General features: G+C 63.9%; 14 protein-coding genes. 13 read left to right on the forward strand and 1 reads right to left on the reverse strand.

What is annotated here, in order from left to right; translation table 11 throughout:
- Positions 1-367 precede the first annotated feature (367 nt).
- From QM682_RS00130 to QM682_RS00190, 13 genes are all read left to right on the forward strand, one after another.
- Complete coding sequence (locus tag QM682_RS00130; RefSeq protein ID WP_415125845.1) at positions 368-2,092, forward strand: GMC family oxidoreductase; 1,725 nt, start codon at positions 368-370, stop codon at positions 2,090-2,092.
- Between the two features lie 131 nt (positions 2,093-2,223).
- Positions 2,224-3,210, forward strand: coding sequence for a Kelch repeat-containing protein (locus tag QM682_RS00135; RefSeq protein WP_415125847.1), 987 nt, complete (start codon positions 2,224-2,226; stop codon positions 3,208-3,210).
- Positions 3,211-3,559: 349 nt separating this feature from the next.
- Positions 3,560-5,134: an ABC transporter substrate-binding protein gene (locus QM682_RS00140; RefSeq protein ID WP_415125849.1), complete on the forward strand. Its 1,575-nt coding sequence runs from the start codon at positions 3,560-3,562 to the stop codon at positions 5,132-5,134.
- 75 nt (positions 5,135-5,209) lie between these two features.
- Positions 5,210-6,148, forward strand: coding sequence for an ABC transporter permease (locus QM682_RS00145; protein ID WP_415125851.1), 939 nt, complete (start codon positions 5,210-5,212; stop codon positions 6,146-6,148).
- On the forward strand, positions 6,145-7,038 hold the full coding sequence (locus tag QM682_RS00150) for an ABC transporter permease (protein WP_415125853.1): 894 nt from the start codon (positions 6,145-6,147) through the stop codon (positions 7,036-7,038). The genes QM682_RS00145 and QM682_RS00150 overlap by 4 nt, the downstream gene beginning before the upstream one ends.
- The gene (locus QM682_RS00155; protein WP_415125855.1) at positions 7,035-7,844 is read left to right on the forward strand and encodes an ABC transporter ATP-binding protein; all 810 of its coding nucleotides are present in this window, start codon (positions 7,035-7,037) and stop codon (positions 7,842-7,844) included. The genes QM682_RS00150 and QM682_RS00155 overlap by 4 nt, the downstream gene beginning before the upstream one ends.
- Positions 7,844-8,761 carry an ATP-binding cassette domain-containing protein gene (locus tag QM682_RS00160; RefSeq protein ID WP_415125857.1) on the forward strand — a complete coding sequence of 306 codons (918 nt, stop codon included), beginning with the start codon at positions 7,844-7,846 and terminating at the stop codon, positions 8,759-8,761. Before QM682_RS00155 ends, QM682_RS00160 begins: the two co-directional genes overlap by 1 nt.
- Positions 8,748-9,650, forward strand: a complete 903-nt coding sequence (locus QM682_RS00165) for a hypothetical protein (protein WP_415125859.1) — start codon at positions 8,748-8,750, stop codon at positions 9,648-9,650. The genes QM682_RS00160 and QM682_RS00165 overlap by 14 nt, the downstream gene beginning before the upstream one ends.
- The gene (locus tag QM682_RS00170) at positions 9,650-10,492 is read left to right on the forward strand and encodes an MBL fold metallo-hydrolase (RefSeq protein ID WP_415125861.1); all 843 of its coding nucleotides are present in this window, start codon (positions 9,650-9,652) and stop codon (positions 10,490-10,492) included. Before QM682_RS00165 ends, QM682_RS00170 begins: the two co-directional genes overlap by 1 nt.
- A 263-nt stretch (positions 10,493-10,755) precedes the next feature.
- Positions 10,756-11,946 carry an ABC transporter substrate-binding protein gene (locus QM682_RS00175; protein WP_415125863.1) on the forward strand — a complete coding sequence of 397 codons (1,191 nt, stop codon included), beginning with the start codon at positions 10,756-10,758 and terminating at the stop codon, positions 11,944-11,946.
- 29 nt (positions 11,947-11,975) lie between these two features.
- A complete protein-coding gene (locus QM682_RS00180; protein ID WP_415125865.1) occupies positions 11,976-12,863 on the forward strand; it encodes a branched-chain amino acid ABC transporter permease in 888 nt (295 codons plus the stop codon).
- Positions 12,860-14,692 (forward strand): ATP-binding cassette domain-containing protein, encoded by a 1,833-nt coding sequence (locus tag QM682_RS00185; protein ID WP_415125867.1) that lies wholly within the window; start codon positions 12,860-12,862, stop codon positions 14,690-14,692. Before QM682_RS00180 ends, QM682_RS00185 begins: the two co-directional genes overlap by 4 nt.
- Positions 14,689-15,414 carry an ABC transporter ATP-binding protein gene (locus QM682_RS00190; RefSeq protein WP_415125869.1) on the forward strand — a complete coding sequence of 242 codons (726 nt, stop codon included), beginning with the start codon at positions 14,689-14,691 and terminating at the stop codon, positions 15,412-15,414. Before QM682_RS00185 ends, QM682_RS00190 begins: the two co-directional genes overlap by 4 nt.
- Before the next feature lie 98 nt (positions 15,415-15,512).
- Here QM682_RS00190 and QM682_RS00195 read toward each other — a convergent pair whose 3' ends face one another.
- Complete coding sequence (locus QM682_RS00195; RefSeq protein WP_415125870.1) at positions 15,513-16,697, reverse strand: DcaP family trimeric outer membrane transporter; 1,185 nt, start codon at positions 16,695-16,697, stop codon at positions 15,513-15,515.
- Positions 16,698-17,050: the final 353 nt, after the last annotated feature.

The following is a 17,050-nucleotide window of genomic DNA, read 5'->3' on the forward strand; positions in this document are numbered from 1 at the left end:
AGCAGGCGGCCTCTTTGGCTGGCAGGGCCGTTGCGGGTGACATGACCGGATATTTTCCCAGGTGGCGGGACGTTGGAATGCCCGCGCTGAGCTTGCCCATGACGGAAGTGGGTGGTTGACACAACTTCTCTGTCGAGAATAAGTAATCCTCTTAGAGAATGGTCCTGTGGTCTGCTTCATCCGAAGCGGGCAGCGGGTGGTTCAGGTGGCGAGGAGGCCACCGGACAGCAAACGTATGGGATCCCTGCGCCTCTGTCACAATCGTTTCCTACGGGGGTTGTGGCGGTATCGCGGCTTGGTTGGTGGTCTGTAAGCCATGCCCGCAGCCACGACCCGGAGTTGGGATTGAAAAGGGGAGGAGATGCGAATGGCGAGCCAGGTATTCGATACCGCAAAGACCTATGATCTGATCATCGCCGGCGCCGGCGCGGCCGGCTGCGCCTTGGCAGGCCGGTTGTCCGAGCAGGCGGGCAGATCGGTGCTGCTGATCGAGGCGGGGCAGGATGCGGCGCGGCCTGGGGCCGAGGACGCGGAAATCCGCGACCCTTTCCCGATGTCCATGACCAACCCGGCCTTTCGCTGGTCGAACGTGAAGGCGCGGCTGTTTGCGGATACCGATCACCAGTCCGCCCGCCCGCATGCGACCGGCCGCAGCGTCGGCGGCGGCTCGAACGTGAACGGCATGGCGGCGGATCGTGGCCTGCCCGAAGATTATGACATCTGGGAAAAGATGGGCGCGCAGGGCTGGGGCTGGAACGATGTGCTGCCCTGGTTCAAGAAGATGGAAACCGCGCTGGATTTTACCGGACCGAACGCGGCCCCGATGCGCGGCAACAGTGGCCCGATGCCGGTGCGGCGCCTGCCGCGTGGCAAATGGGGCGCCTATGCCGAAACCTTTGCCGACGCCGCCGAACGGCGCGGCTATGGAGAGATCGACGATTATATGAGCGACTTCCGCGAGGGCTTCGCGGGCATTCCGACCAACAGCCTGCGCGAAGGCAGGGTTTCGGCCGCAATGGCCTATCTGACCGCCGAGGTGCGCGCCCGGCCGAATCTGACCATCCAGTCCGATGCGCTGGTCGAGCGGGTGATCATCGAGGACGGGCAGGCCAGGGGCGTCTCTCTGCGCATTGGCGGCAAGCCCTGCATCGCCCGCGCGCGTGAGGTCGTTGTGTCCTGCGGTGCGATCCACAGCCCGTCGCTGCTGATGCGCTCGGGCGTGGGGCCTGCGGTCGGGCTGCGGGACCATGGCATTCAGGTGGTGCGCGACTTGCCGGGGGTCGGCGCCAACCTTCAGAACCATCCCTATCTGCTATTTGCGGTCTGGCTGGCCCGCAATGCGCGTCAACAGCCGGACAACCCCTGGATGATGCAGAACTGGCTGCGCTATTCGTCGAATCATCCTGGTTGCGGTGATCGGGACATGCATCTTATGCCGTTCAACCGGACCGCCTGGCATGCTCTGGGCGAACGTGTCGGCTCGATGGCGGTGACGCTGAACCAGCCTTTTTCCACGGGATCGGTGACGCTTGCGGGGGCGGATGCGGCGCTGCCTCCGAAGATTTCGTTCAACATGCTGTCGGACGAGCGGGATTTCGAGCGTCTCGTCTCGGGCATGCGCCTGTCGCTGGAACTGCTCAACGATCCCGGCATGCGGGGCGCGCGGAGACAGCTTTTCCTGCCGAATCTGGCGCTTGTCGCGCGGCTGTCGCGACCGACGCGGCAGAACGCGCTGCGGGCGCGGGCGATTTCGGCTGCTTTGGACATTGCTCCGCTGCGCGCGCTGCTGCTGCGAAAGGCGGCGTTCAGCGCCGACCGGCTGTTGTCGGATGACGCCGCGCTTCGCGAATTCGTGCGCCAAAACGCCATTATCCAGCTGCATGATTGTGGCACATGCCGCATGGGACAGGCCGACGATCCCGAAGCTGTCGTGGATCCCCAGGGCCGGGTGCATGGGATCGCCGGTCTTCGTGTCGTCGACGCTTCGATATTCCCGATCCTGCCGCGTGGGCTGGTGCATTTCATAACCATCATGGCGGCCGAGAAGATCGCGGCCGGCATGCAGACCGAGCCTGCGCGCTCGGCAGCCTGAAAGCCCGGCGCGACGGCGATCCATGGTCCAGCCATGGGTCAGCGTGCTGATCGCGCCGCCTTGCCGCCATCCGGGATCCGACCCCGCCATGGCGCGCCACGTCCAAATGAAACGGCTTGGAGGAAAGATTCGTGACGACCAAGGAAACGGCAGCCAATCCCAGTCGGGACCCGAGCGGGCAGGCGTCACCGGCGGGCCTCTGGACCAAAGGAACCCCGGCCCCCATCGAGCGGTCCGAGGTCGCGGTCGCGGCCATAGACGGCAAGGGCTATGTCGTCGGTGATATCCGCGGCGCGGAGGACATGCTTGTCTATGACATCGCTGGCGACAGTTGGACCCGTGTGCCCGCGCCGCAGGCGATCCACCACCCCACCGCCGCCAGTTGGGGCGGAAAGCTGTATGTTTTCGGTGGTTTCGTCGGGATGAGCCCGGCCAGGGCCCAGACCGTCGCCTGGGTTTACGACCCGGCCACCGGCCGTTGGGACGACCTGCCGCCGCTACCCACGGCGCGGGCCGCGGGCGTGGCGGTCGCCCTGGACGGGCGCATTCATGTCATCTCGGGTGCGACCGATATCCTGATCGACGTGCCCTCCGGGACCCGCAACCCGGCCGAGGATGCCGTGCTGACCGGCACCAATACCGGCGCGCACGAGGTCTTTGACATCGCCTTGGGCCGGTGGGAAAGCCGCGCGCCCTTGCCGACGCCGCGCGACCATACCTCTGCCGGCGCCATCGACGGCAAGATCGTCGTCGCTGGCGGGCGCTTCGCGCTGGACCCCCGTGTCAATGTCGATCTGGTCGACATCTATGATCCGGCGACGGACAGTTGGACCTATGGGGCGCGCATGCCGACCCCGCGCAGCGCCTCGGCTTTCGCGGTGTTGAATGGCGCTTTGTATACGTTCGGAGGCGAGACCCGCTTCAGCCTGCATGATGAGGCGGAATCCTATGATCTGGCCACGAACAGATGGCGCAGGCACTCATCCTTGCCCGAAGGTCGGCACGGCTTTGGCGCAGTCGAGCATGGCGGGCGCCTTTATACCCTGGTTGGCAGCACCGTGCCGTTCCGGTCGGGCGGCGAGGCGGCAGCCTTGATATTCTCGCCAGACCCGGCCTAGGGCCTGCCATGCCCTGATGGGGGCCAAAGCACGGGGCGGAACCCGATAGGACCGCGCAAGTGAAGGCGCCCTGAATTCGCCATTCGGGGCGCCCATGCATGTGAGTTCGACTGAACCCGAACGTCACGACCCGTTGCTGGCACCGATCGCCCCTTACCGCGAAAGAACGCTTGACCTGTTGCCCCCCTGTGCTTAATTAAGAATGGAGATACTCTATAGAGAATGACTGCTTGATTCAGGTGAGGAGGGATCAAGCGGGATGCCGATACGGAACGTGTGGTGAACACCGACCCCGTGGCGCGCATTGGAAAGAGAGCGGTCCTGGACGCAAGGACATAGGGAGGGAACAATGAAACTTCGCCTGAACGCGCTGTCCTGCGTAATTGTCGCTGCCGCGCTGATATCCGGCATGTCCTGCCGATCAGAGGCACAAACGATTGATGAGGGCGCGATATTAAAGCTTGGTGTGCTGACCCGCACATCAACGCTTGATCCGCATGCAAGCACGCTTTCGACGCAGCCGGTGCATAATTCGGCTTGGGAAAGGCTTCTGCGCATCAACACCAAAGGCGAGGTGGCCCCGTTTCTTGCCCGAGAATGGGCATGGTCCGAGGACGGCAGTTCGCTGACGCTCAAACTGGTCGAGGGCGCCAGCTTCAATGATGGGTCCCCGGTGACCGCCGCGGCGGTGGTGGCCAGTATCGAGCGTGCCAGAACGCATAAAGATTCAAGGGTTGGTTCCAAGTTCGCCGAGGTCGAAAGCGTGGTCGCCGAAGGCGATCATATCGTCCGCTTCAACCTGTCGGCGGGTGGGGCGGATCTGCTGTGGACGCTTGCGGATGTTGCGGGCTCGGTGATCAACCCGGCCTGTATCGAAAAGGACACCGACCTGACGATGGCGCCGGCCGAATGCACGTCAAGCGTGATGGTGCTGACCGAAGGGACGCCCAACGGCATCTGGAAACTGCGCAAATCGGACCGGCCTTATTGGGACGAAAACGCGTTTCGGTTCGCGGGGATCGACTTCATTCCGGTGGGCGAAAACGAGGTCGTGCTGAACGCCATGCTTACGGGCGACATCGATACTGCGCAATTGATGGGTGAGGGGCTGGCGCGGGCGGAAACGCTGATCAATGACGGCAAACTGAACGGCAAGCCCTTCACGTCCGAGGCGACCCGCAGCCTCAGTCTTTTCCTGAACCCGCGAGTGCCGCCCTTTGACGATTCCAAGCTGCGGCATGCCGTTCGGGCGGCAATAGATCCCGCCCTGTTGAGCCAGGCCCTGTTCGAGGGGTTCTGCGCGCCCGCGAACCAGCCGCTGCCGGCTGCAAGCTGGGCGGCCAACCCGCAGCTTGAGGAAGTCAAAAGCTATGATCCCGAGGCGGTCAAGCGCCTGCTGGCGGAGGCCGGAAAGCCGAACGGGTTCGAATTCACGGTATTCTTCCAGAACACCGCCGCCTTCAACATGGCGGGCCAGGTCATCCAGGCGATGCTAAGCGATTACGGCATCTCGATGGTGCTGAAGCCGGTGCAGGCGGGAACCGTGCCCGAGATGATCGAAGGGACGGCTTCGGCGGTCATCTCCACCTCGTCCGGCACGCTCTCGCCCTTTACGCTGATGGACATCTACACCAATCTGGGATCGCGCCGCGCGGCGGTCGTGAAGGGAAGCCCGATCGAGGGAAAAGTCGCGGCGCTGGTGGACCAGGCAAACAACCCCGCGCTGTCTCGAAAAGAGCAGGGCGCAATCTGGGCGGAAGTCTGGCAGGCGATCTATGATGAGGCGCTGACCCTGACGATCTGCCAGTTCCGCGAGTTCTGGCCGACCACGCTTCGTCTTTCCAGCACCGAGGCCGGCAATCAGGAAGGGCCGATCTGGGCGCCCGGTTTCGAGGTTCGTTATCTGACCATCGCGGGTGATTGATCCGCGCTGCTCCCCTGCAAGGCAAGAAAGCTGGCCTGTTTGGCCGCCCAAATCCCAAAGCCAGGACGCTATGCAATGCTGAAATTGGCACTCAGACGTTTGATGGTAGCGCCCTTGCTTGTCGCGGTCGTCACCTTTGTCATATTCTGCCTCGTTGCGATCATGCCGGGTGATCCCGCTGTCCTTCTGGCCGGCGACGATCTGTCGCTTGTTCCGAAGATACGAGAGGCCATGGGCCTGGATAAGCCCTTGCTTATGCGCTATGCGGAATGGGCCGCGGGCGCGATATCGGGCGATCTGGGGCGATCATTTCAGACAGGCCAGGTTGCGGTATCCGCGCTTCTTGTTTCGGCTTTGCCGGTCACGCTTTCCCTTGTGGCCATTGCGATGGTTATCTCGATCATATTTGCGCTTGTCTTCGGTATTCTGGCTGGCGTCAACGAAGGCAAATGGATTGATCGCGTCATAAGCGCGTTCTGTGCGATCGCCATTGCCACGCCGACCTTCTGGCTTGGCTATCTTCTGGTGCTGGCTTTCGCGGTCAAACTCGGCTGGCTGCCATCACTGGGATATACCGCCATTTCCGAGGGTGTGCTTCCCTGGTTGCGCAACCTTATCCTTCCGGCCCTGACGCTTGCTCCTGCGTCCATCGCCATCCTGACGCTGCAATTGCGTGGCGGGTTGCTGACGGTATTTGACCGCCCCTATATGTTGAGTGCCCAGGCGAAAGGCATTTCCGGGGGGCGTCTTCTTTTCAATCACGCCCTGCGCAATGCGGCAATTCCGGCTGTCACTCTTCTAGGCTTTCAGCTGTCCAGTCTGATCGGCGGCTCTGTATTGGTAGAGCACGTTTTTTCCATTCCGGGCATCGGAACGCTGGCAATCAATGCCACGCTGAACGGCGATCTGCCCGTGGTTCTGGGCATCATCACCACGACGACCGTGCTGGTCGTGCTGATCAACGCGATATCGGACCTGATTTACGGTTACCTCAACCCAAGGATCCGCGCATGACCAAGGTAGTCATAGACGATAAGCGCCGCCTTTTTGGCCGCGTGAAGCTGGCCATTCCAGTCATTGTCGGTGCCCGGATCAGGAAACCAACGGTGATCATTGCAACGATCTGGGTGGCCGCGATGGTGTTCGCCGCCGTATTCGCCGATTTTCTGGCCCCTCTGGATCCCAACAAGCAAAATCTGCTTGCACTTTACAAGCCACCGCTGACCAGCGGGCATCTGCTTGGAACCGACAATCTTGGCCGCGATGTCTTAAGCAGGATGCTGCATGGCGCTACCGTGTCGCTGAGTGCTGCCCTGATCGGCACCGGAACGGCGGCATTGATCGGAATTCCGCTTGGTCTTCTTGCGGCTTTCTTCCGCAGCTATGCCGACCTCACGCTTAACTTTCTGACGGATGCGATTATGACCGTGCCCAGCCTGATCCTGGCGCTTGGCATCGTCGCCGTGCTGGGGCCGGGGCTGGCGAATGCGATGATCGCCATCGGCATCGTCGTCTCGCCGTCGTTCTATCGACTGGCGCGGGCCTCGACGCTGGATGTCCGCAACCAGACCTATATCGAGGCGACGATTTCGCTGGGGGCATCGACGCCGCGGACCATCCTGCGCCATGTCCTGCCGAACATCCTGACGCCGCTGGTGGTGCAGACGGCCATTGTCGCGGGGATCTGCATCATGGCAGAGGCATCGCTTAGCTATCTGGGCCTTGGGGTGCAGTCGCCCCAGGCAAGCTGGGGCTCGATGCTGTCGAATGCGGCGCGCGACCTGCAACGCGGATCCTATCTGATCTATATCCCCGGCTTTGCCATCATCGCGACGGTGCTTGCGCTTGGCGCCATCGGCAACTGGCTGCGTGATGTCGTCGCCAACAGGGGGGACGGCAAATGACCCTGCTGAGCGTCCAGAACCTGGCCGTCGAATTCGCCACCCCCGCAGGGCCGAAGACGGTCATCCACGATGTGTCGATCCGGCTGGACCGGCACGAGACGCTGGGCTTCGTGGGCGAATCCGGCTCGGGCAAATCGGTGACCTCGCTGGCGGTGCTGGGGCTGATCGGCCAGCGGCACGGGCGGATCACCGGCGGCCGGATCATGCTGGACGGGCAGGATATCACGCATGCGCCGGAATCCGTCTGGCGCGGCATCCGGGGCAAGCGGATCGGCATGATCTTTCAGCAGCCGATCCTGTCGCTGAACCCCAGCCTGACCGTCGGCAGCCAGATCGCCGAGACGGTGCGCCGCCATCTGGGGCTGGACCGGCGCGCCGCCTGGACCCGCGCGGTCGAGATGATGGACCGCGTGGGCATCCATGAGCCCCAGCGGCGCGCGCTGGAATATCCGCATATGTTCAGCGGCGGCATGGCGCAGCGTGTCATGATCGCCCAGGCACTGTCCTGCGGCCCGGACCTCTTGATCGCGGACGAGCCGACGACGGCGCTGGACGTGACCGTTCAGGCCAAGGTCCTGGACCTGCTGGTTGAATTGCAGCAGGCGACCGGGATGGGATTGATCCTGATCTCGCATGATCTGGCTGTCGTTTCACAGATGTCTGACCGGATCGTCGTCATGCAGAAGGGGCGCATCGTCGATCAGGGGCCATGCCCGGATCTGCTGCACGAAAGCAGCCATCCCTATACCCGCGCGCTGATCGAGGCGATTCCCGAAATGCCTCCCGTTCATGAGGACGCCATCTGATGCTGCTGGATGTTCGGAATATCGCAAAGGACTTCGGTTCGACTTCAATCTTCGGAAAGCGCGCGGTCGGTTTTCAGGCGGTGGCGGATGTCAGCTTTGGCCTGGAGCAAGGCCGCACTCTTGGGGTGATCGGCGAATCCGGGGCAGGCAAGTCGACAGTCGGGCGGATGATAGCACGCCTGATCGAACCGAGCGCCGGTCAGATTATCTTCCGGGACCGCAATCTGCTGGCTTTGTCGCGCGCCGATATGCGGGCGATGCGCGCCCATCTGCAAATGATCTTCCAGGATCCCTATAGCTCTTTCGATCCGCTGATGACCGTCGGGGCCTCGATCGCCGAGCCCCTGCTGATCCACAAGGGCCAGCGTCGATCCGAAGCATGGCCGCGCGTCATCGAACTGCTGGAGCGTGTCGGCATGGGCGAAGAGCACGCAAACCGCTATCCGCGCGAACTGTCCGGCGGCCAGTTGCAGCGCGCGGCCATCGCGCGGGCGCTTACCACGACGCCGGCCCTGATCATCTGCGATGAGCCGGTGGCCGCGCTGGATGTTCTGGTTCGTGCCCAGGTGCTGGAATTGATGCGCGATATCCAGAAAGACTTCGGCGTCTCATATCTGTTCATCACGCATGACCTCTCCTTGCTGAAGGTGGTTGCACATGATGTCTGCGTCATGCAGCGCGGGCGCGTGGTCGAACTGGCGGATGTCGACAGCATATTGAACAGGCCGCGCGAAGACTACACCCGCAGCTTGCTGCGGGCGATTCCACGATTGCCCGCGCGGGGATCCCGCGACGCAGGCAGGGCAGGCACGATCCTGCATCTGCCGGTTGGCGGCCCCGCCGCCGAAGGCAAATCAGCACAGAGAGGGAAAGGGCAGGAAAGTGGCAAAGGATATTCCGGTAATGGCACTGCATGACGACCAGGATGACAGCCAGGTCATCAGGATCGGCGACGGCGCGTTGAACGTGATCGCCAATCCGATCAAGCTTGACGGCCGTTCGTCCAGCCATCCGCTGGATGTGCGGGGGTGGACAACGATGAACACCTTCCTGCTGATCGAGGGCGATCATGCGCTGGTCTATTCGACCGGCTTCACCGCGCATCGCGCATCGCTGATGCGGCGGCTGCGCGAACTGGTGGGGGATCGCAAGGTTTCCATGGCCATTCCGCGCGTGGAATGGGCCTCGATGTGCAATGCCCGCGCCATCGCCGACACGTTCGAGATCGACGCGATCTATCAGCGGGTCGAGGCGCCGCCCGAGCTGTTTCTGGACTTCCACGCCGATTCCGTGGGGCCAAGCCGGGGCCTTACCACCGGACGGCTGGTGCCGATGGTGAACACGCTGAAGATGGCGGTGCATCCCGACCGGCCGCGCGCGCTGGAATTCCTGGTGCCCGAACTGCGGCTGCTGCCGTCGAACTGGGGCTACGATCCGGCGACGAAGACGCTGTTTACCGGCGATACCTTCTCATGGGTGTGGCAGGACAGCGTGGCGGGGCCGTGGTTCCTGGACAGCGCGAAGGATGATCCGACCACGCTGGAACGCGTCATCCACCAGTTGACCCACGGGCGCTACTGGTGGCTGCCCGGTGCCGAGACCGGCCCGATCCGCGAGGCGCTGGACGAGACCTTCGCGAAGTTCGACATCGCCTTCATCGCCCCCGACCATGGCCCGGTCCTGGCGGGCGAGGCCGTGGCGCGCCACATCGCGCTGCTCGACCAATGCCTGGCCGAGGTCGAGAAACGCCCCTCTATCGGCGTCGCGGCCGGCCAGTGGACCATCTCCAGCATGAGGAACGCGTGATGCAATTTCCCGAAATGCCCCACAACCCGCTGCCCCGTGAAATCGCTCCGGGCGTGTTCTGGCTTAGCGAATGTTTCCCGGTGCTTTACAACGGCACCTGGCTGCACACCTATAACGCCGCCTTCCTGGTCGTGGGCGAGAAATCCGCCGCCCTGATCGAGACGGGCATCACCGCCGCGCATCTGATCGTGCTGGAACAGGTGGACCAGATTCTGGCCGGGCGCGACATCGAGGTGGAATATGTCTTCGTGACCCATTCCGAAATGTCGCATTGCGGCGGCGTGGGCAAGGTGCTGGGCAAATTCCCCAAGGCGCGGATGATCGGCGAGGTCTGCGACCTGCATCTGGTCTTCCCGCAGTTCGAGGACCGGATCGAATTCGCCGAACCGGGCGACAGTTTCGATCTGGGCGGGCGCGCGCTGACCGTGCATGAAAGCGTGTTCCGCGACCTGATCCACAGCCGCTGGTTCTTCGACACCGGGGCAAACGTGCTCTTTACCGGCGACGGCTTCGCCTATTCGCATGTGCATGACGCCTGCGACTGCGGCCATCTGGCCGAAGAGGCCACGACGCTGAAGATCGACGAGCAGATGCAGCGCTTCGCCTTCTCGGCCTTCCACTGGACGCAGTTCGTGGACATCGAGCCCTATGTCGAGCGGATGGACGACCTGCTGCACGAGCTGGATGTCCGCATCGTCGCGCCGACCCACGGCCTGCCGATCACCGACCTTTCGCAGACCATGCCCATCGTGCGCGAGGGTTTCCGCGGCATGAAAGAGGCCGCGATCGCCGAGGCCGCCCGTCGGCGCGCGCTTCTGGCCGAACAGGCCGCAAGGGTCTGAACGAGGTATCGGCATGGCGGGCGCCGGGGCCGGAGCCCGCCTTTTCACGGGATGTTCCATGCATGGACCAGTCGTCATCGCCACCGGGGCCAGGACCCTGATCGGGGGGCGCCGTCATGGAAGGCGCGACGCGCTGTCGGCGGGCGGGCCATCCCGAACAGGGATTTTGAGAGCATCTTCCCCTTGGTTTGAGGAGAACCGGGGGAGGGCCTGACGCGGGAAGGAGCCCGCAAAGTTTCATAGGGAGGAGAAAAATGAAAAGAATGACCAGATTGTGGGCCGGGCCGATCATGGCCGCGGCCATGGCCTTGGGGCTGGCGCCGGGCCAGGGCACCGCAGAGGAAAGCCCCGTGCGCGTCGTCTTTATCGGCGGCTTTACCGGCCCGCTGGCCCAGAACCTCGCGGCGATCAAGATCGGCGTCGATGCTGCTGCGGCGGATCTGAACAGCCGGGGCGGCATCCTGGGGCGGCCGGTCGAGGTGGTGAACCTGGATTCCGGGGGCGATCCGACCAAGACTGTTTCGCTTTTCCAGCAATATGTCAGCCGCAACGACAAGCCGCAGCTTGTCCTGGCGGGTAATACCAGCAACGAGGCGCTGGCGCTGACGCCGCTTTTCACGCGGCAGAAGGTCATCTCCTTCGCGCCCGGTGCGCATCAGTCGCTGAACGATCCGAAATCCTACCCCTATCATTTCGGCATCGCGGTGACGACGGACCGGCTGCAAGAGGCGCTGCCGCACGAGCTTGAACGCATGGGGGTCAAGCGCCTGGCCATCGTCACGCCGCTTGATGCCTATGGCAGCAGTATCGTGAAATCCATCTCCGATGTCGTCGGCGCGGCGGGCATCGAGGTGAAAGCCTATCAGTTCGATCCGAAGGATCTGGACGTGACCGGGATCTTCGACCGCGCGATTGCCGATGCGCCCGATGCCTTCTACATCGAGGGCAATGGCGATGTTGTGCAGCGGATGGCCCGTGCCCGGGTCGAGGTGAACGGGACGCATATTCCGCTGATCTTCGGCAACAGCGCCGGCGCCACAAACGGCGGCCACATGTCCTGGGCCAGCGGGGATGCGCTGAAGAACGTCCGCGTCCAGACCACCTATGTCACCCGCTATGCCGACCCGGACGATTATTCGGAGCCGCAGAAGCGCTTCTTCGGCAATGCCGCCGAAGGGGTGATGGACAAGGGCATCTCCATCGTGGGGCCGGCCTATTTCTTCGACAGCATCCAGATCTATGCCAGCGCGGCCGAACAGGCGGGCTCGGTGGATCCCGACAAGGTGAAGGCCGTGCTGGAATCCGACGGCTTCGCGGTGCCCGAACTGATCACCTGGTCCGATCTGGGCGGTTACAGCGCCGACCGCCATTTCCCGAACCCGCCGCTTGAGGACTTCGTGTTCATCGGGCCGTCGCCGGTGGTCATGGGCATGTTCAAGCCGGCCGACCACTAGGAACGCCCACCCGTGCGGGAGATATCACTATGATCACGGTAATCTGGTCCGGCCTTGCGGTGGGGGCGATCTATGCGCTCATCGCGCTGTGCTACAATCTCAGCTACGTCACCTCGGGGGTGCTCAACTTCGCGGTGGCCCATCTCGTGGTGCTGGGCGGTTTCGTCGGCTGGTGGCTGATCGAGGGTCTGGGCCTGCCCCTGGCCGTCGCCATCGTCATCTGCGGCCTCGTCGGGGCGGCTGTCGGCCTTATCGAGGAACGGATCGCCATCGCGCCCCTGCGTGTGATCAACGAACGGACCGGGGGCGGGCATGGCTATGGCGAACTGATCTCGACCATCGGTTTCGCCACCGTGATCACGGGGATCTCGTTCATTATCTGGGGCGGGGATGCGCGCGAACTCACGCTCTTTGCCAACGATACCCGGATGAACATCCTGGGCGGGGGCGTCCTGCGCAAGGATCTGCTGCTGATCGCCACGGCCATCGCGGTGGCCGTGGGCATCTGGCTGTGGACGAAATACAGCCGCTCGGGCATTGCCTGCGCGGCCCAGACCGAAGACCGCGATGCCGCCATGCTGCACGGCATCAACGTCCGCCGCCTGTCCTATGTGGGCTTCGCGGCGGTGGGCGGGCTTTGCGCGGTTCTTGGTCCCGTCGTGGGCGCCAAGACGCTGCTGGTGGTGGCCGCCGCGCTGGTGCTGGCCATCAAGGGCTTCGTCGCGCTGACGCTGGGCGGGGTCGGCAGTTGCTTCGGCGTGCTGCTGGCCGGCTTCGCGCTTGGTATCGCCGAGGCCGCGACGGCGCGCTGGCTGGGGCCGGAATACCGCAATCTGGTCGTCTTCGCCCTGTTCCTGATCTTCCTGCTGGCCCGTCCCGGCGGCATGGCGGCCAAAGGGGGGCGGCGGACGATATGACACAGGGCAAACACATCACGGCCGGCCCGCTGCTGCGGGCCCTGGCCTTCGTGGGGATCGTGGCGCTGATCGCGCTGGCACCCACGCTGGGGCTTGATTCCGGGATGACGCGGCAGGTGATCCTGATCGCGGTCATCAGCCTGATCGTGACGGGGCTGAACCTCTCCTTCGGCTATGCGGGGGAATTCGCGGTGGGCCAGGCGGCACTGTTCGCCGTCGGCGCCTATGTGACCGGGTATCTGGCGGTCAACCATGTCAACGACATCCTGCTGCTGGCGCTGGTCTCTGGCGCGGCGGCGATGGTGGTCGGCCTGATCATCGGTATCCCGAGCGTCCGGCTGGGGGGCTGGGTGCTGGGCATCGCCTCGTTCTTCATGGTGCTGCTGGTTCCCGACGTGCTGAACCTGATCGGGGAACCCGTGGGCGGCCTGCACGGGCTGGCGGGCATCCCGGAGGCCGCGATCTTCGGGATCGGTCTGTCGGCGGGCGGCTTCTACATCGCCGTGGTGCTGATCGCGGCGCTGTGGCTGCTGCTGTTTCGCAATCTGGTCGTGTCGCCGCGCGGCGCGCAGTTCAAGGTGCTGTCGCAAAGCGCGGCGCTGACATCCTCGCTGGGCATCGCCGGCACCTCGGTCAAGCTGAAAGCCTATACGATAGGCGCGCTGCCGGCGGGGATCGCGGGATGCCTCTTCGCCTATCTCGACGGTTTCATCGCGCCCGAGGCGTTCGGGCTGCACATGGCCATCGTCATCCTGGCCTCGGCCGTGCTGGGCGGGGTGCGCACCGTCTATGGCGCGGTGCTGGGTTCGGCGCTGATGCAGCTTGGGCCGCTTGGCACCACCGCATTCGAACGCTATGCGCTGGTTTCCTACGGGGCCTTCCTGCTGATCGGGGGCGTGCTGCTGCCGCAGGGGCTGGTGCCGCTGCTGCGCACGCTGTTCCTGCGCATGCGCCTCAGGATCAAGGGCCAGCCCGCCCCGGCGCAGGGCGAAAGCGCCCCCGTTCCCGTCGCGCGCTCGGCCTTCCCGCCGATTCCCGGCCAGATCCTGCGGGTCGAGGCGGCGGGCAAGCGTTTCGGCGGCATCATCGCGCTTCAGGGTATTTCGCTGACCGCCCGGCCGGGGCAGATCACGGCGCTGATCGGGCCGAACGGGTCGGGCAAGACCACGGTGCTGAACGTCGTCTCGGGCTTCTACATACCCGATAGCGGCCGGATCATGCTAGGAGATCAAGAAGTTACGGCCCTGCCGCCAAACATACGGGCGCACCTTGGCGTGGGGCGGACGTTCCAGACCCCGGCCATCCCGCGCGACATGACGGTGCGCGAGGCCGTGCGCTCCGGTGCGCTGATGCGCGAACCGGGGATCGTGGCCACCATGCTACGCCTGCCTTCGTATTTCCGCGCCAATCGGGCAGAGGAAGCGGCGGTGGACGCGGCGCTGGCGGCCACCGGGCTTGCTGGCGTGGCCGAGGAGCAGGCTTCCAGCCAGCCGCTGGGCATTCGCCGCCTGATCGAACTGGCGCGCAGCCTGATGATGCGCCCAGGCGTGCTGCTGCTGGACGAGATCGCCTCGGGGCTGGACGCCGAGGAGATCGAGGAGCTCAGCGCCGTGATCCTGGCCTTGCGGGAAGCGGGCGCGACGATCCTGCTGGTCGAGCATAATTTCGATCTTGTCGCCGCCGTCGCCGATCATGTGATCGTCATGGCCGAAGGCGCGCTGCTGGCCGAAGGCAGCGCCGCCGAGATCGAGGCCAACGAACAGGTCCGCCTGAAATATCTGGGCGAAGGGCCGCCCCCCGTCGCCGCATTGCAGGAGATTGCCTCGTGAGCCTGTCCCTTCGTCTTGATGCCGTGTCGTCGGGCTATGGCGACATCCGGGTGCTGCGCGATCTGTCGCTTTCGCTGAACGCGGGCGAGATCGTGGCCATGCTGGGCCGGAACGGCGCCGGCAAGACCACGGCGCTGCGCACCATCGCCGGGCTGGTCGATTGCGGCGGCGGCTCCATCAGGATCGCCGAGCATGATGTCACCGGCGCGCCCGCCTATCGCCGCACGGCGCTGGGCCTGGCCTTTGTGCAAGAGGGCAAGCGGATCTTTCCGCGCCGCACCGTCGAGGAAAACCTGACGGTCGGCGGCTGGCTGATCCGGGACCGCAGGCTTTTGCGGCAGCGGATCGACGAAGCCTATGCCCGCTTTCCCATCCTGGGGCGCAAGCGGCACGATCCGGCCGGCACCATGAGCGGCGGGCAGCAGCAGATGCTGGCGATTTCCCAGGCGCTGATGCCGGCGCCGCATGTCCTGCTGCTGGACGAACCCTCGGTGGGGCTGGCGCCGTCCATCGTGGGCGAGGTCTTCGAGGTCATCGGCGCGCTTCGGCAAGAGGGCATGTCCATCCTGCTGGTCGAGCAATCGACCGGATGGGCATTGTCCGTCGCGGATCGCATCGCCGTGCTGGAAACGGGCGGCCTGATCTATGACGGGCCGCTTGGAACGGCGCGGGCGAACCAGGCCCTGGAACGGCTGCACCTGACCAAGGCCAAGGCGGGCTAGTTTTTCCCGCCATCACAAGCCCCCCATCAAAACCCGCCGTCAAAAAAGGAATGGCGCGCCAGAGATTATCTGGCGCGCCATCCCGCATTATATATGGATCAGAAGTTGAACTGGGCCACCGCAAGAAGGCGGTCGTTGTGCAGTTTCGCGCCGCCGAACTCCTTGCGCTCGAACCGCTGGTATTCCAGCCCAAGCAGGACCCTTTCCGAAGGCGTGTAGCGCGCGGTCAGAATGGCGCCCGTCAGATCGTCGGCGGAAATCTCCGTCGATCCGGCGAAATCGTCGTAATCGTTGAGCCCGACCGAGAAACCCATCGTGAATTTCGGCGAGAATGTGTGGCTGATCCCCACGGCATAGGCCGTCAGTCCGATGGGATCGCCGTTTGCATCTAGGTCATAGGACGATTTTGCGACCGCCTGACCCGCCTGTTGCCCGATGCCCGCACCGCCTTTCACGATGCTGGAATAGCCCTTGCCCGTCGAGATGACGCCGTTCAGCTTGCCGCCTTCCCACAGCCCAACGCTGGCGGATGCGACGACATTCCAGGTATTGACGTTATTGCCGTTCAGATCGTCGATGCCCCGTGACATCGCGGCGAATTTGTAGGTGTCTTCGCCTAATGTATAGGTAAGCGCGCCCGTGATGACGGGCCGGGCCTTCCAGGAAAGCGGATCGTCCTCGATCGAGAAGGATGCCGCAAGATTGTCGCTCAGCTTGGCCGTATAGCGGCCCTGAATGGTGCGATAGCCCGGCCCGCCCATCACGCCGTCGAAATCCAGCATCGTCGCGGGGTTGAGAGCGGCGGCGTTGCTCCAGGTCTGCCCCAGGACGAAGCCCGCGAGTTCGCCATAAGCCTGCCGGATGCGGAACGATCCGCCGCCGCCGCCGTAGAAATCGCCTTCGAAGTTGAACTTGGCCTCTCCATGGACGGTATCGAACGAACCCCGGACGCCGAAGCGGGTCTGATAGGCATGCGCGCCGAACTTGGCGTTTTCCTCGGTCAGAGAGTTGACGTTGCTGAACCCCAGGCTGTTGTTGCCCATGTCATATTTGCTGTCCGTATACATATCCGCGCGCACGAAGCCGTAGAATGTCAGATCGACACCATGGGTCGTGTGAAGGGTTCCGCTTTGCGCGTTCTTTTCCAACTGGGTGACGCGCGCATTCAGCTCTTCGATCGTCTGGGCGGTGGCCGCATTGGCGGCTACCCATCCGAAGGCCAGCGCGACGGCCAGCCGCGATGCGCTTGAACCCAACCGCGATTTCTTTCGTCCTGTTTCCATCATATCCCTCCCTGTCTACGTTTCTCGCCCCGCAGAGGTGCGTGACACGCGCAATCGCCCGCGATCCGTGCAATGACGGGCCGCATCACGACTGGTTTCGGGGATCGGATCCGCTGTCTGGCTCCGATGGCAGCATGGCCCAAGACAAGCCGTATCGGCCCGTGCTTTTCCCGCGCGCACGGTCTTGGCGCGCCAAGGCAGCGCCGGGTCGGCCCGCATGTTTTCCAGCTACCAAGCGGGCCTTTCCTCCTCGTGCCCGCTATCCCCTCCGCGCACCCCTCCTCCCGTAGGTAGCGACAGGAATTCTTTACAACGAATGATCATTTTCTAAAATGAAAAATACGCCAAAATCG

This window comes from Paracoccus sp. (in: a-proteobacteria), assembly GCF_047605025.1.
In the GTDB taxonomy this organism is placed as follows: Bacteria; Pseudomonadota; Alphaproteobacteria; order Rhodobacterales; family Rhodobacteraceae; genus Paracoccus.

Excerpts from the sequence above, each read along its gene's own strand:
- QM682_RS00145 (WP_415125851.1), top strand. The coding sequence starts at position 5,210 with ATGCTGAAATTGGCACTCAGACGTTTGATGGTAGCGCCCTTGCTTGTC.
- QM682_RS00130 (WP_415125845.1), top strand. The coding sequence starts at position 368 with ATGGCGAGCCAGGTATTCGATACCGCAAAGACCTATGATCTGATCATC.
- QM682_RS00140 (WP_415125849.1), top strand. The coding sequence starts at position 3,560 with ATGAAACTTCGCCTGAACGCGCTGTCCTGCGTAATTGTCGCTGCCGCG.
- QM682_RS00185 (WP_415125867.1), top strand. The coding sequence starts at position 12,860 with ATGACACAGGGCAAACACATCACGGCCGGCCCGCTGCTGCGGGCCCTG.
- QM682_RS00155 (WP_415125855.1), top strand. The coding sequence starts at position 7,035 with ATGACCCTGCTGAGCGTCCAGAACCTGGCCGTCGAATTCGCCACCCCC.
- QM682_RS00150 (WP_415125853.1), top strand. The coding sequence starts at position 6,145 with ATGACCAAGGTAGTCATAGACGATAAGCGCCGCCTTTTTGGCCGCGTG.
- QM682_RS00160 (WP_415125857.1), top strand. The coding sequence starts at position 7,844 with ATGCTGCTGGATGTTCGGAATATCGCAAAGGACTTCGGTTCGACTTCA.
- QM682_RS00175 (WP_415125863.1), top strand. The coding sequence starts at position 10,756 with ATGACCAGATTGTGGGCCGGGCCGATCATGGCCGCGGCCATGGCCTTG.
- QM682_RS00180 (WP_415125865.1), top strand. The coding sequence starts at position 11,976 with ATGATCACGGTAATCTGGTCCGGCCTTGCGGTGGGGGCGATCTATGCG.
- QM682_RS00165 (WP_415125859.1), top strand. The coding sequence starts at position 8,748 with ATGGCACTGCATGACGACCAGGATGACAGCCAGGTCATCAGGATCGGC.
- QM682_RS00170 (WP_415125861.1), top strand. The coding sequence starts at position 9,650 with ATGCAATTTCCCGAAATGCCCCACAACCCGCTGCCCCGTGAAATCGCT.
- QM682_RS00195 (WP_415125870.1), bottom strand. The coding sequence starts at position 16,697 with ATGGAAACAGGACGAAAGAAATCGCGGTTGGGTTCAAGCGCATCGCGG.